Origin of the sequence: Pseudoalteromonas sp. B131b (assembly GCF_037162545.1) — a bacterium.
Lineage (GTDB): Bacteria > Pseudomonadota > Gammaproteobacteria > Enterobacterales > Alteromonadaceae > Pseudoalteromonas > Pseudoalteromonas fuliginea.
Genome location: NZ_JARLUZ010000001.1, coordinates 2,194,577 through 2,209,843, shown reverse-complemented (window position 1 = coordinate 2,209,843; position 15,267 = coordinate 2,194,577). Strand labels below are relative to the sequence as shown.

Annotated in this window: 9 protein-coding genes and 1 pseudogene; all 10 read right to left on the bottom strand. The window is 42.3% G+C overall.

The features are described 5' to 3' along the window. Positions 1-115: 115 nt before the first annotated feature. The 10 genes and pseudogenes from P4S65_RS10080 to tnpA all read right to left on the bottom strand — a co-directional run bounded on the left by P4S65_RS10080 (position 116) and on the right by tnpA (position 15,148). A complete protein-coding gene (locus tag P4S65_RS10080) occupies positions 116-8,116 on the bottom strand; it encodes an RHS repeat domain-containing protein (protein ID WP_337120099.1) in 8,001 nt (2,666 codons plus the stop codon). A gap of 1 nt (position 8,117) precedes the next feature. Next, positions 8,118-8,405 carry a hypothetical protein gene (locus tag P4S65_RS10075; RefSeq protein WP_337120098.1) on the bottom strand — a complete coding sequence of 96 codons (288 nt, stop codon included), beginning with the start codon at positions 8,403-8,405 and terminating at the stop codon, positions 8,118-8,120. Next, positions 8,405-8,947: a phytanoyl-CoA dioxygenase family protein gene (locus tag P4S65_RS10070; protein ID WP_337120097.1), complete on the bottom strand. Its 543-nt coding sequence runs from the start codon at positions 8,945-8,947 to the stop codon at positions 8,405-8,407. Before P4S65_RS10070 ends, P4S65_RS10075 begins: the two co-directional genes overlap by 1 nt. A gap of 318 nt (positions 8,948-9,265) precedes the next feature. Further along, entirely contained in the window at positions 9,266-11,230 is a 1,965-nt protein-coding gene (locus P4S65_RS10065) for a hypothetical protein (RefSeq protein WP_337120096.1), read from the bottom strand. 167 nt (positions 11,231-11,397) lie between these two features. After that, positions 11,398-11,988, bottom strand: a complete 591-nt coding sequence (locus P4S65_RS10060) for a hypothetical protein (protein ID WP_337120095.1) — start codon at positions 11,986-11,988, stop codon at positions 11,398-11,400. Between the two features lie 68 nt (positions 11,989-12,056). Beyond that, a complete protein-coding gene (locus P4S65_RS10055) occupies positions 12,057-12,227 on the bottom strand; it encodes a hypothetical protein (protein WP_007378770.1) in 171 nt (56 codons plus the stop codon). 120 nt (positions 12,228-12,347) lie between these two features. Then, a complete protein-coding gene (locus P4S65_RS10050) occupies positions 12,348-12,626 on the bottom strand; it encodes a hypothetical protein (RefSeq protein WP_007378771.1) in 279 nt (92 codons plus the stop codon). 273 nt (positions 12,627-12,899) lie between these two features. Next, positions 12,900-14,409 (bottom strand): annotated as a pseudogene (gene tnpC, locus P4S65_RS10045) (IS66 family transposase). A gap of 95 nt (positions 14,410-14,504) precedes the next feature. Continuing rightward, positions 14,505-14,852 carry an IS66 family insertion sequence element accessory protein TnpB gene (gene tnpB / locus P4S65_RS10040; RefSeq protein ID WP_337120094.1) on the bottom strand — a complete coding sequence of 116 codons (348 nt, stop codon included), beginning with the start codon at positions 14,850-14,852 and terminating at the stop codon, positions 14,505-14,507. Beyond that, complete coding sequence (gene tnpA, locus P4S65_RS10035) at positions 14,849-15,148, bottom strand: IS66 family insertion sequence element accessory protein TnpA (RefSeq protein ID WP_337120093.1); 300 nt, start codon at positions 15,146-15,148, stop codon at positions 14,849-14,851. The genes tnpB and tnpA overlap by 4 nt, the downstream gene beginning before the upstream one ends. Positions 15,149-15,267 lie beyond the last annotated feature (119 nt).

Sequence of the window (15,267 nt, the reverse complement as noted above, 5' to 3'; positions counted from 1 at the left end):
TTTTAGCGCGATGACTGCCCGAGCGAGCAGATTATTCTGCTCGTCAGACAATACCTGATCCTCATAGTAAAATGTTTTAGGAAAAAAGAACTCAAAAGGCATAAATATCTCTAATTTACTCTGAATAATTACCAGATACGCGGCTTTTCACTTTGCCACCTGAAACAGCCCCAGAAAGTGCTGCACTAAACACAGTCTGCCCTAACCCGCTATCCCAATCATTGCCTGATGCTAGATTCATTGCGGTATTTTTGGTAATGCCTATTGCTTCACTTTTAGCAATAGCTTTTGTCGCGTCGGTAATATAGCCTTTTATACCCGGAGCAGCACGTGTATCGGCAACGGTTTCTCCAAGCCAAACAACGCCTTTTTTTGCCCCATTAAGCACTTTACCTGCATTGGATAGCTCACTGGTAGATGCTTTTACGCCTTTAGAAGCCGACGCCGCAATGCTACCCGCAGCTTCACCAGCAAAAACGGACAAGCCCCCAGTGATAAAGCCAGCGGCCGCACCAATACCCATATCAACACCGTACTCTTTCCAGTTAAAATCGGTCGCGTTAAACACTGAATAAGTTATCGCAGAGACACCCGCACCGTAAAAAGCCCCTGCAGCTGCGGCTAATGCTGCTGACGCTGGGGTGGACAGGCCTCCGGTGATAACTTCTAACACTCCAGCGACAACATCGATGACTACTCCGACCAGTATTTCAACAGCACCTATAATTGCGCCTGCGATTGCACTAAACAGGCTAGAGATTGAAAAACGACCTGTTGGATCGATGTAAAGTACAGGATTATTGGACGCATAAATGTATGGACTAAAGTACTGTTTGTCAGGATCGGTTGCAATAAAGCGGCCTAATTCCGCATGATAGAAACGAGCTCCAAAGTTGTACATGCCAATTTCGCGATCAAATTCCTGGCCAGTGAACAAATAAGGCAGAAATCCTGGTTCAGGCTCTATGGCTTTGCTAAGTGCACCAAATGTTAGGTAATCGTATTGCGCTATTATCTGGGCATTTTCATCAAATACTGTACGTACCGAGCCTAAATGGTCTTTACCTACACTGTAATTTTTATTGCCTTTTCTGAACGCAATTAGTCCAGTTGGGCCGTAAAAGTAGATCATAGATGAAGTCGCCACATCGTGCTGCTGGCTCGAAATTTTAGTGAACTCGGTTAACGGCTTACCATTTAAGTCCCTGACATATAATTTTTGTTGGTACTCGCCACTTGCACCTTGAACCGTTTTTAATACTCGTTGATTACCTCTCCCATACGCAAAGTGCAACGTATTGCTTTCAGGGCCTCCCGTGTCGGTAATTTGTGTTGTCATTTTGGAACCGGGATCGTAGTCCAATCCAAGTTCATGTGGTTGCAAAGACAAATGAGTATTAAATTTCGCTGTCGTCGCATTGCCATTGAGGTCATACGCATAATCTGCTAACACGGTATTATTGCTGGTGCTGTTTGTAATGGATTGTACTTGCTGCGTGCCAGAAATATATTTATAAACGTAGTCACTACTGCCAAAGGTGACGTTTTTAATATTGCCGTTGTTGTCATAGCCACGGCTGCCATTTATTTTTAAAGTGTGCTCTGGGCTTAATTCGCTATTCGCGTCGGTAATACCGCCAACATCATCAACTGCGTATTTAAATTGGCTTGTGGGCTTGTCGTTAATAGCCGTGGTTGATGAGGCAATGGTGCCGTCAAAATATGCAGCCCCCTCATATCCGCCCTCAGAATAAGAAAGTGTTTGTTCAAACAAAGGTTTGTTTGCACCAGCCAAAGTTTGGTTTATTTCTTTTAACCATTCTGGTGAGTTGTAGTTCAACTCGCGAATTATCTGCAACCCCGCCTCAGTTATCACTTGCTCTCGATACACTTGTCCGTTTGCCAGATAACTAAAACCAGCTATTTGACTGTCAAAACTCGGGGAGCCAGATATCGCGCTAACGAGGTTTTGCCTATTTGTATTGAAGTAAATAGCGTATCCGTCTGCAGTGCCGTCTGGGTAGATAGTTTTCGCTGTATTACCTAAATTATCAAACGTGTACTGCACGCTTTGTTGTTGATTGCCATCAAAATCGGCGACCGACAGCGTACGCAAAGTTGTATTTCCGAACACATCAAATGAGAAAGTTTCATTAACGTCCGTTTGCCCTGCGATACCATTATTGGACTCAGTTTTATAAGCTCGCCCTATCGCATTGACAGATGCGTCGTCGTAACATAGTTTTTGTCGCCAAGTGTTAGGCGTTGCAGGCCAATTAGGGCTTACATCGCTATGCGCTTGCAACGCAGTGTGATCCCAACTACCGACGACATAACCTTTTTCAATATCCCGCCCCACACGGTTATATTTTACGTAATTGTAGTTACCACTTTGTTGCCCCTGTTGGTCTTGTACGAAGCGAATTCGACCACTTTTATCGTAAACATAGTTCGTTGTTTGCTGATGCTGAGTGCTCGATATCATATTACCATTAAAATCAAACGCTTGAGTTATCACCCAATCTTCAGGAACGGAGCCTGTAGGTGGAGAAAAATAGTTTGGCGACTGAATTTTAATTGCGTTTCCGGCATCATCAAATAAGGTGGTACTTTTGTTTTGCCCTTCCCCATTAATCGACACTTTACTTAAAAGCTGATCGCGCTGATTTTTAATTTCATAGTAAACATTTTGGTTTGGATCGGTAGAGACAAGTTTGTAAAACTTATTGTCTACGTTAGTATATTGGTAAACACTCGGATGTGCGTCTACCTGAAATTTAGCCCCAGGGTTACCAATTTTATTTACTCGTGCCAGTGGCGATGTTTCATATACTTCACGGGTATAGCTGTAACCCCCGTCTGCTGGATTGGCAGTATCAACAAGCCCAGTCATTTTCCCTGTATGCCAATTAAGGCTTGCCAAATTAGAACCGTATTTAAATAGTGGGTTTTCACTATTTTTTACAAAAACACTTTTAGATGTAACCGCCGCGCGGCCTAGGTTATCGGTCACTTTTTGATGTGCCACAACTTGTTTATCGTCCAAGCTTTGCTCTTGAATTAACACACCTCTAGAATCTTTATATTTAACTTGAGCTTGCGGACTAATCAGGTGAGCAATTTCAGAAATAATAACTTTGTTATTGAAGAACAATTGTGGTGCACTATTTAGCACATGTGCTAACTGACAACTAAATATTAACTGACCATTTGCCCAAAACAACAGGGTTTTGTCATCAATAATCAGATCCCAATTTGTTTGTGGACGATAAACCTCAATCGAGTCACCATTTTGGTTTAACTGATATAAGTACCGCGTATTCTCACTGTTCAAAGTCCAACTAATTTGGTCAACGGGGCCAGTGACCACGCTTGCGTCTTGGCTTAACGGGTAATCTGATTTAGCAAACTCATTGAGCAGATTGTTACTGATTTCACCTTGATTAAGCTCATTTACATAAGGCATGCTCGGTACACTAAATATTGACTGGTCGCTTGCAAGTTCTGTTGAGTCTGATTGAATGAGTTGCCAATTAAAAAGACTCGGGTTCCACTGAATTTTAGTGTTGTCATCAAGCTGAATGCCAAGCGTACCATCTAGTGCTTCTCCAGTTTCAAACCTCACAGCTAACGCATAACGATTATTATTGGGAGCGTTTAATAAGGTCAGTGTACCCGGTTGATTATGTGCTTTTTGACTTAATCTGCCTGCTTCGACTTGCCAAACGTCGGGACTTGGTTGCCAACTATTCTGCCACTGTGCACCGCGTTTAAAATTACAAAGGGTTCCACCCTCGGCAGCTTGAATGGCCAAATCATGATTTGGCGACTGAGTAGAGTATTGCCCTTGATTGCCTTGAGATGAATAGTAACGACTTTTAACCGCGGTCATTACATCACCAGCATTGGTGCTTAGCGATCCTTGCTCAAGCTCATTGTAGGTAGATTGCTGCGTTTCGCCATTTGCGGCTAACTCTGCGATTACAGTCCAGTTTTTACTGTTATATACACTTGCGGTATAAGTACTATCAAGTGGCGAAAAGCGAAGATTATCAATATAAACTGGTGCTTGGGTATTTTTATTTTTACAGGTAATGGAAATTGACGTATTTGCATTGGTGACATCAAATGTTTGATGAATATAGAGCCATTCACCTGTCGTTTCAGGAAAATCCAGCTGAACGTAGTCACCACTAGAAAGCTCGATACACCAAACCGCGTCACCTTGGTTATTTTTGAAGTCGGCTGGCTTTTTGACCCATGCAGAAAAAATAAACTTAAGATCCGTTAGTTGTGGGATAAATGTTGCTGTTATTCCAGAGTTATCTTGCGTATTAGGTGCTAATTGGAGGCTATTTACCCCAGTATGTGCATCAATCACGGTATTACCTACGCTAGGAATAATAGTGCTATTACTACCTAACTGCCACATACCACTTTTTTCATATGATTCAAATCCATAGTAGCTCGCTTCTTGTTGTGAAATAGCGGCTCCTGGGAATTTAGCAATGTTATAGCGTTCATTTTCATCATAAATAAAGGACGTTGGTATACCGTCTACATTAAGCTGTTCGTGAATAGCGCCACCTATCTGACCGCGCTTTGTCACTTCTGACAGCAGCAACCAATTTTCATTTTCTTTCCCTGAAGAATAATCGAAAATAGGTGCGCTCGCACCAGGGGCAGTCCAAACATATTTTTGGTGTGCGGCAAGTTTGATTTTATTTGGATTGTCAGACCAATTTTTATAGGTTGTTATCGTACTTTTGGTGAAGTTACTGGTACTTGCTTCGCTGTTGACGACACTGGTAGTTTCTTCAATAACGGTATTAAGGATGTGTGCGGATAGAAATAACGATTGGTACTTAGGCTCTTGCCATGCATACTTTGTATGCGTACGCATTAATTTACGTGTGCCATCATTAGCGTAATATTCTTGTTCGTGGTTAACCGGCAGGCCTGTTGTGTCATCATAGGTGACATAATTGTTGGTTCTTACGCCATCTAATACACTATTTGTTTGTCTTGATCGCACATACGCACCGTACAGCCGCTTTCCATCGCTATTGTTGATGATTTCCCAGTAATTAAGCTTACTTCTAACCAGTCGATTAGCCGAGTCAAACTCTTTTTTGGCTAACAACATTCCATTGAGAATATTAGCGTAGTTATAAGTCCACGTTGCTTGTGGATATAACCCCGCGTGACCAGAAAGACCATTGGAGAAATAACGTTCAGTTCGCCCTTCAGGTGTTTCTGGTGGTGTGTTATTGGTCGATTTAACGCCTGCTACTTCAATTACTATTGGGAATTGTGCGAGCCCAATTTTACTATTGTAGCTGATTTGAGACTCATTTGAATTAGCGTAAAAATAAGACTGGTAAAAAGATGCCTCATTATCGTGTGCGTCTTCAATTTCAATATAGGCTACGGGATGTATAACTATATTATCGCTTAAACTTTTGTCATCGACATTGAGTAAGAAAAGTTGGTCAGCTGCGTCAAACTCAGCACTGGTATAACTCACGATGAAACGAGGCCCCACGAGGTTGCTTCCAACCAAGGGGACACCATTGTGCTCTGGCACCGTAATTTTTTGTGAGCCACCAGGCATTTCAATAGAGTTACTTATCTGACCATTATTGGTCGTGATTAAGTAACTATTAGCGTCGGCATTAAGATTGTTTTGATAAGCAATAAAATTAGGCCCGCGATTTTGAATGGTTGATTCTGCAGTGGTCATAATTTCGTTAGCTTGGGATTGCCATTGACCATTTACATCGCGCATGTAAACCCTTGCTCCCATAGTGAGAACATTAGCTTGCACCGTTGGCAAGGTTCCAGCTTGTGTTATATCTTTCTTTTCCCAAGCCGAGTTATCAGGGATGTTAGGGTTGAATGTCAGTAGTTGATTGGTGTTAATTGTACCGTCTGATGAAGACATAACAAATGTGTCTTGTGCTGCCGCCACAGAAAATTCGGTTGTATTGTTTGGATTCAGAAATTGCTTCGACAACCAAGTACTATTGGCCCCTGTGCCGACTTTACGAAGGTTAACAATATTATTGTTAACAAAAGTACCATCAGTGATGGTTTGAAAAATATCGTACAGTGCTTTTCCATTTTCAACTGGAGTAACTAAATCTTGGCTCACAGAACCAGCAGGGTTCAGAATTTGAAAGTGCTCATCCCAATCGTATAACGTGACGGTATAAGAAATTGTTGCATCGTCGACTTTTGATATATAGGTTAACGCAACGCCTGTTGGAGTAGCGATGAGTGAAAACAGGTACTTCCCTGCATTCTCAACCACTTCGATACCACTGGTTTTCCATTGTTGTTTTGGTTGCCAATTCCCTTCTAAATCTCGAAATACAATTTCAAAACTAAGCGACTGAGTTGAATGAGTGTAATTACAATTAACATAGTAATTTTGCAGCGCAGCAACATAGCCCGTATCCCCACCTGTAATTGGCAGTGTATTAGGTGTTTGCCACTGGCCTGTTTGCCAATGAAATGAGCGTACTTGATACGTCTGTTGAGTATAACCTTTGTTGTGGGCAACAAAGAACTCACTACCAGACGTGATCAGAGAAGAGCCAGCATCACCCTGCACATAAAATAAGTATGGTTGATCATTAGAAAGATTCCACTCACCAAATTTTTTATCGTCACGCATAAACACATAGATTTGATCGCATGAACGGGCCTGATTTCTTACGCTTAGTAAAATGTAACTAGAGTGAGCCTCGACCTGGACGCTTTGTGGATCGGCTGTAATAGCAGCCATATCAGAAGATGTTAGTTCGGCTTCGACCCAACGCCCTTGCCATGACTGTACAAATACCTTAAACCCAGCACTGTTTTTATTACAAAAAGTGAAGACCACGTAATCATCACCGTGCCAAACTCCGGGAGTACTGCCTGGCAGTGGGTTATCTATGGCAATGCGTTTTGGTGAATTAATTTGAAGTTCTTTATATGTAATCCGTGCAACGCCGCCTGTGGGGTAGGTTACCGATTTAAGTGTCCCAGGTGATATTGCTTGGCCGTCGTTATAGTCAAAGTGCAGGCCAGGTAATGATGTGCCGTCAGGCGTAAATTGAAAAACAGATTTAAGCACACGCTTCCAACGCAGTTCATAGTCAATGTCACTTGGTGATGCGTTATTGATGAAGTCATACGTATACTTCATAGTGTAAAGGTGTTCGCTATCGGCATTGATTACATCAAGGCTATCTAGATAACGTGTTTCGTATTTATTCTGAAACGCGTTTGGTTCGGGCGATTGCGCGTTTTCGGCTTGATATTCAGCAATCCCTTGCGCACTTTGATTCAATGCACCATATTTTTCTTGGTAATTAAATTCAACTTTGCGGCCAAAGCTATCGGTCACCGTTTTTAGGTAAGAGGCCTGTGTAAATTCAAGACCCGTTTGTCCTACTCGATGCATTACGTTTTCATAATCATATTGCACCTTATGTCCCCAAGCAGATTCGATTGAAATGAGGTTCCATGCGCTGCAATATTGTTTTTGTTCAGATGCATTAACACTGCTACCAATCCAGTTCCCCCAACGCACTCCATATTGACATGCGTTTTGGTTTCCACCGTAGCGATATTGAGTGCCATCTTCTTTTATAATGAGCCAACTTTCATCTATTGGGTCGTAACTAATTTTCCAAAACTGATAATTTCTCGTTTCAAACAACCAAATACCGCCTTGTTCGCCCACTTTTACAAGCGGGTTAGCACTGCCCCCTGAGACCAAATAAAATAAATCAGAACCCGAGTTTTGACTGTTTGCTTTGTATACCGAGATAAACTCAAACGACATATCCCAACCAAGCCCTAGAACGCCTGTCGGCGCTTCGATATTCCACGTATCTAGGTTATTTTTAATGTTACTCCCGTACATAGCCGAGACCTTGATATCTAAGCCCTTATAACCGGTTAAGGTCAGAAAATCGATAGGAAGTTGAATGTTGCCACGAAAGTAATTAACCCCTGATTTGATGTTACCAATCGCCTTATCATCAAGCTCGAATGAACGAATTTCAGGGGTTTGCGATTGTTGTTGTGCTGCTGGATTATTTGCGACAGATTGTGTATTCATTTTAAACCTTCTCCGTAAGGGATAATAAATTATGATGGGTTTCCTGGGATGTTGGCGTTGTAACGGGCAAAATAAACTTAGGTTTTAAATGGTTTGGCCTGCAACCTAATTGGTGAGAAATATAAAAATCCTCTTCAACATCATATATTTCAATTTTCTCAGGCGCATTTTGATAATCTCTGTGGCAATAAATTAAATTGGACTCAACAGGTACAGCCACACCCGCTGTAACCACTCTATCATGATGCGACTTGTTGGAAGGTGAGCCATGAATAATTCTATTGTCCATTAGCAGAACTTCCCCGGCTGCATCGAGAGGTATGTCATATACTCATTTTCTATTGTTTCAACGAGGTTTGGGTATGCAAATACACTCGCATCGCGATAATCAGTATTGAAATGATGGCTGCCGGGAACAACGCCTAACCAGCCATTATTCGCATTTACACTTACTAGCGGGCACCAAATGCTTAAGCCGACATACTTGCCTTCGTTTTCGATAAAGGTGATGTCTTGGTGCAATGCTACTTTACTGTGCTCTGAGTTCGCTTTTTTTGACGCAAAGCTTCCTACTACTAGTCGATAGTTTTCCAAAATTGGTCGAATTCGACTCGAAAACACACTGCGTATCTCTCGGTGAACATACTCCCTCAAGGGCGTATTTTGGATAAGTACCGTTGCGGTAAAGGGAAACGCATGATGATCAGCAACATTGTCATAGAGTGCTTTTAACTGCAAAACATCTTCATCAGACAACAACTTTTTAATAATAAAACCTTGTTTACTGAATAAATCATTATCTGTGTTATTTTTAAATATTGTATGTGTCATCGTATAGGCCTTACAAAGCGTATTTTGGTCAAGGGTTTGAGTATTCGTTTAATGTAGTGCCAATAGATAGTAATAATTGCACGCGGCACTGCGCGAAATACGTCATTAGCAAGCCAATACTTCTCATGTGAGATCAGTACTAACTGACCTTTCCAATCAGGGATATTAATGGGTAACCGGTGTGCTTGTTTTGAGTCAATTGCGTATCGCTGAATACAACCCAAAGATAACAACACAACGATGGCGGACAACCGCCGGCAAGGGGGACATTGGTGGCAGTAGCGCAATTTATAGCGAGGCACACCCTTAGCATAAAAATTATCCATCTATACTTCCTTTTAATGGCGGTAATATTGATAACAATTGAGTAAGCACCCGAATAATCGTCGCGGTCGTTATCGTTCCGTTCAAATCAGTATAATATTTACCTTCAGGGTGATCCCAAGGCTCATAACAAGTGTTTTCAGTAACTCGTAAATTTGCGCAGCCCTGCCACACACCAGTGGCTTGTTGCCAATTTAATAAGGTACGCAGTGCTTGCGCATTGTGGCTTTTACGTTGTGAGCGAAAATAATGAATTCCGAGTGCACATGCAAGATCAAATGCGTTGTCAACAGCCATGCTTGGTTGCTCTGTTATCGGTGTGTCTAAGTGCAATAAATTTAATTGTTCTAGCACCTCAAGTGTTTGAAAGGTGCTGTAAAACGGCGTTCGCCACCAATAGCTTCGATAAAACCCTTGCGCCGTATGATTATGTTTTAAACCTTGCATAAAAGCTGGTTTGAAGGAAAGTTGCTCTTTTTCAGGCAGTATCAGGTAACCAACTGGGGTAACATCCCAATGAGCGTCTCCCCATGCATTTGCCTCTTTGTATGTTGCTAAGCCCAGCTCATGGTCCCAATGGTCAACTATAAAATCATGATCTTGCTTATCGATTGGCAGTTTCAGTTCACGCAGTAACGCCATTGCCATTGCGCTGGAATCTGCATCGGCACCTGTTGTATGGTTATATCCCCAGCCTGCGTGATATGCGCGCTTTTTTATCAGCCACTGCGCAGCATTTATCGCCGCTTTTAGCGCTTTGGAATGATTTAGCTGATTGCCCGCTCGAGCTAATGCCAGACCAACATAACCCGTGATCCACTCAGTTGATTCTCCTACAGGTAGTTTATAATCTGACCACAGTCCATTTTGCTGTTGCAGCCCTATGAGGTAATCAATAGCATCATCAATTGCTGCCCGCGTTTCGTCCTGGCTAGGTAATTTATAATTTTTAGAATTATTCAAATAGATATTGAGGCGGTTTTTGCCTTTGCTATCGAGGCCAAAACCAATAAACGCAACATTACACCCTTGCTGATTTAAAACCTTTTTTAAATCTAACGGCTTTAAGCCAAATGTTTGCGTTAATCGCGTACTGACTTGTTGCCATTCGGCATTTGTGTATTTTAGACAGTGACCACATAAGTCCAATTTAATATCTGCTACTTCACCGTTTGATAGATTAATACCAAGTCCTAGAAGCAAGCCATCTGCATCGACACCATGTGTCCCCATAGCAATAGTAAGGTATTGTAAAATAGATGGATGTGTGTATAAATCAAGACCTAAATCTGAAAGTGAAACCTGTGGTTTCAAACGAAAATATATCTTTGCTCGCGTATTTTCAGATGTCGTACCTTCTAAACCAACACTCGCAACATTGGCACACTGTTTAATATTGGACAATAATATTTGTACGTTTGCAGACTCTGGCAGTAAAGCATCGAGCCATTTTTCAACACGTTGCCATGCGAGTTCTTGGCCCAAGGGAGCGGTTTCAAGATAAAAAGCAACACCTGCTTTATCTGGACTTAACGCTAGCCAAACAAACCCTTTTTTGTAATTATCACGTACTCGTTTATCATTAGGAATTATTTGGGTCAGTGTTGTTTCGACTAAAGGTAGTAGCTTCTGTGCACCTCCTTTTATGACGCCACGTTTTAAGGCTTCTACTGATTGAAAGTAACGATCCTCAGTGTCATAAATATCTGAGCAAGGGTCTCCAATAACCCTTAATACGACTTCTTTTTCTGATGATGATAGACATAACTGTAATGGAGCACCATCGTTATTTAACGCTGATGCTCCAATAAGGTGTCCATCCAAATTTTGAGGAGTGGATAAAACATCACGACATAGCTCCCGCGCTAATCTCGCATTACAAGATAAGCTTTCAGCCACTGCGGTTAGTGCCTCGACTTTTAGTTTTAGACGTTTAGAGCTGTTAGGTATGGAAACCATGTCGTATTCTCCTTATACTGGACGTTGACCTTGTCTAACGTTAATCGTACTCAATTGGCCGCCTGAATCACCCGGTGCACCTGATTGACCGACATTACCGGCGTTACCACCCGTGCCGTTTGAACCACCTGGACTACCACCTTTACCTGCACTACCGCCTGCGCCACCTACACCACCGCTCCCCCATTACCTGGTTGGCTTTTGACTTGTACAGGAACGAATTCACTGTTTTGACTTTTTTCACCGTAGGTGATGTCAACATTACTGCCGTTGCCTCCATCACCGCCTTTACCGCCGTTACCGCCACTACCGCCACTACCGCCGCTACCGCCTGAATAGCCACCTCTTGAATAAGCCCCGCTACTAGAACCATTACCACCAGCACCACCAGCTCCACCGCCGCCGCCATTGCCGCCTACTCCACCATCACCACCATTACCGCCCGCACCTGCTACAAATACTGTGCCAGTCAATTGAGCAACGTAGATTTTTGCTGGTAACACATTATCACCATCAGCACCTTGCGATGCCAACCCACCGCTACCACCGTCGGTACCATTTGAACCATTAGAACCATCGTCACAACCGCTGGCCCAATTACAACTGGCATTTTGACCTGTCGCCCCTTCTTGACCAGTTTGGCCTGTTAAACCATTAGTACCGCTTTTTCCGTTATCTGCAAAAACAGTAATGTCAGGTGTAGATTGTCCATTAGCTAATGCTTCTGAGATTAAATTGTTATGTGCTTCAATATCCATTGAATTTCTCTCAATATTGTTTGGTTGATTTCAAATAATTTGACGCGTGTGAACGCATGAATACCCAGTTACTGCTTTACCAGGTGTTCAATTATGACCTGTGCAGCCGTTTGGATTGCGAGTTGACCACCCTGTTCTATAGTGACTGTACCAAAGTTGCGATCATTATCTGTAACAGGATAAATATCACCAGCCTTTACTGTGATATCTTTTTGTTCAGTATTCGTATCGTTTGTCATCGTACTTTCCTTTCTACTTTGTGTTTATGTTTGGCTTTAAAGTTAAGCCTCCTAAAGGTGTCGACCTATGACTTAATCGACACCAATTCGAATACATATTTTCCAATCGAAAGCTGTAAACTAGTGATGTTGGCAGTGCTCGATTGACTCTTGAATGCCATCCCAAATAGCACTTGTCGGAACAAGCATCGGCTTTTTTATTATGGTGTATTGAATCGACTCTTTGTCTGGCATGTAATTGAAGCCGAGTACCACTTTCCCAACAACCGAGTCTGTTGTAGCTGTGCCTTGAAGTGCATCAGCGGGTTCATAAACAGTACTGTGCTCTTGTTCGCTCGTACGTTTAACACAAGACCATACTGCTTGGGTGACGCCGCCAAATGTCCGTTTTTTAGTCATTTCAATCTCCTTGTTTATATGAATTTTTATGTGTAAATACGCGAACAAGTGAAAAATCAGGGCCACTTGTTTTGTTAAAAACAACAATAGCATAGAATTTTATTGCAAGTTATTACACGTTATTACAGCGTTTTTGGAAGAGATCGCGACGTTTCATACCCATATAAATATGTGGAAATGTTCTAAGTGTTTGAAGGATAATGTGGTTCGCATCCAAACCACCTTAATATGCGAGCGTCGTTTAAATTAAAGTAAGCGTATAGCTAACGGCACCTAGCTTTGCTTTATGTTCCAAGGTAGCAGTGGCGCTAGATTATCTGGCTGCTCCGCAATATGTTGTAAGCAAGTAGTAATATAGTCATGCACCACAAGGTCATTTGCCTTTGCGGTTTCAACAAGACTGTAGAGTATGGCGCTGGCATGTGCACCATTGCAGGTATTTGAGAATAGCCAGTTTTTTCGCCCTATCACGAACGGTTTTATGGCTCGCTCTGCGCGGTTATTATCAATACTGAGCCTGCCATCATCGAGGTAACGCCTGAATTTCTCAAACTGATTTATCGCATAGCTAATTGCTTTACCTAGCGCCATTTTGGGAGGGATTTTATCTTTGTGCTTGAGTAGCCATTGATACAATTCATCAACGATTGGTTTCGCTTTTTGTTGCCTAACATTGAATTTTTCATCGTGCGTTTTATCTTTGATGCTTTGTTCAATACCGTAAAGTTTGCCTATCAGGTTGAGTGCAACATCTGCTTTACCTGTTTTTTATTGTTCCCTTTCGCTTCGATGAATTTACGACGGATATGGGCTAGACATGCGACGAGTGTTGCTTTTTTTGCTCGTATGCCTTGTTGCCGTCAACGTGCATATAGCCTTGGTAACCATCAAGAAAATCAACCACACAGTGTCCTGCGCGACTGTTATGATAATCAAACAGGACAATATTCGTGCCTTTACCCGGCTTATCATCGCCACAACAATACAACCACATATAGCTGGTCGCTTTCTCTGCGTTAATAACGTTGAGCGGAGTTTCATCACCATGAATAACTGCTTGAGATAACAACGCCTCTTTTAAGCGTTGATACAAGGGGGACAGCAGGTCTGCGCAGCGTAGCATCCAACTCGACATGGTTTGCCTACTCAACTCAATACCGATATCGGCAAACAATGTTTCTTGACGATAAAGCGGTAAGCCAAACTAGTATTTACACATGATTATTTGGCTCAGCAAGCTGGGCGTTGCGATGCTTTTTGGGACCGCTGTTGTGGGCATAAGGGCGGTTTTTACCACACTTTCAATGGCTTCACGCTCACAGTGACGGCACGTATATTTAGGACGAATGGTTTTGATAACTTTGATATGCGCTGGCACAAACTCGAGCGCTTCACTGCTGCTTTCACCCATTTTATGTAGTGGGCTGTGACAGCAATCACACATTTTGCCACCCTCTTCAAGGTCAACAATCACCTCAATTCGCGGTAACTGCGCCGGCAGTGGACGGCGTTTCGGTTTGGCTTTTTCTTTCTTTACTGAGGCCGGTGTCGCCAATAGCGCTTTATCATGTTCATCAAGAATATCTTCTGCTTCATTGAATACTTCGCCTGCCCCCGGCATCTTTTCAGATTTCTTGGCGAACTCTTTGGTAAGCTTAGCGTTATAAGCTTGAAGCAATTCGTGAATTTGAGCATTTTTTTCAGCAACGACTTGTTGCAACTCAAGCACCATGCGCTTGAGTTGTTCTGGGTCGTCAGGAAGTGAGTGTACATCAATTTTCATGTTCGCAATTTAACAGAATTTGACGCTGTTTTCTTGCTTGACGCAAAGATAAAACAGACGGTGTGGCAACGAGCATTTACTGTCAATATGATCGATTAGATCATCGATTGATACTGCAATTCTTCATGACCAAGCACATCATATCCCGACAACAACCAATCCAATTGTTGAGGACTGAGTTCAAATTCCTGCAAGCTGATTTTGTTTGGCCATTTGAACTTTTGTTTTTCTAAGCGCTTGTACCACAAAGCAAACCCCGTTTTATCCCAGTAAACCAGCTTGAGTTTATCTTTCGCTTTATTGCAGAACAAAAATAATGCGCCAGTGTAAGCGTCACGTTCAAGCTCGCTTTCAACGAGTGCGACCAGACCATCAATGGACTTTCGAAAATCCACGGCGTCACGATGCAAGTAAATACGCGCGGGTTCAACAAACATTTTCATAAGGCAAGCTCACGCAATAATTGACTCAAATAAGCGACAGGCATTGTGGGTGGTAAGCTAATTTTTACGTTGCCGATAGCAAGCGTGATTGACTGTTGCTGTTCGATAACGTCAACGTGTTGAGTCACTTTAGCGCGAACAAAACTACCGGATTCAGTATTAAGCTTACTTCGTGCCGCATAAAAGCTTGTTTTTGATAAAGCATTTTGCTGGCAATAGTCAGTGATAGTTAAATTACTGACTTGTTGTTCTTCGATAATACTGCGCCACTGTTCAAGGCTACGTGTTTTTCTCATGACTATCTCCTCATTGAAATTCGGAAATAGCTTAATCATTTTGACGAGTTACTGGCAGGTGCACTTTGCTAGACGTTTACAAATTAAAAGCAATTTAGGCATGTAGATAATGGTTATTC

Bases quoted from the DNA above. Each gene is read 5' to 3' on its own strand.
- P4S65_RS10080 (WP_337120099.1), bottom strand. From the start codon at position 8,116: ATGAATACACAATCTGTCGCAAATAATCCAGCAGCACAACAACAATCG.
- P4S65_RS10075 (WP_337120098.1), bottom strand. From the start codon at position 8,405: ATGGACAATAGAATTATTCATGGCTCACCTTCCAACAAGTCGCATCAT.
- P4S65_RS10070 (WP_337120097.1), bottom strand. From the start codon at position 8,947: ATGACACATACAATATTTAAAAATAACACAGATAATGATTTATTCAGT.
- P4S65_RS10065 (WP_337120096.1), bottom strand. From the start codon at position 11,230: ATGGTTTCCATACCTAACAGCTCTAAACGTCTAAAACTAAAAGTCGAG.
- P4S65_RS10060 (WP_337120095.1), bottom strand. From the start codon at position 11,988: ATGGATATTGAAGCACATAACAATTTAATCTCAGAAGCATTAGCTAAT.
- P4S65_RS10055 (WP_007378770.1), bottom strand. From the start codon at position 12,227: ATGACAAACGATACGAATACTGAACAAAAAGATATCACAGTAAAGGCT.
- P4S65_RS10050 (WP_007378771.1), bottom strand. From the start codon at position 12,626: ATGACTAAAAAACGGACATTTGGCGGCGTCACCCAAGCAGTATGGTCT.
- tnpB (WP_337120094.1), bottom strand. From the start codon at position 14,852: ATGAAAATGTTTGTTGAACCCGCGCGTATTTACTTGCATCGTGACGCC.
- tnpA (WP_337120093.1), bottom strand. From the start codon at position 15,148: ATGAGAAAAACACGTAGCCTTGAACAGTGGCGCAGTATTATCGAAGAA.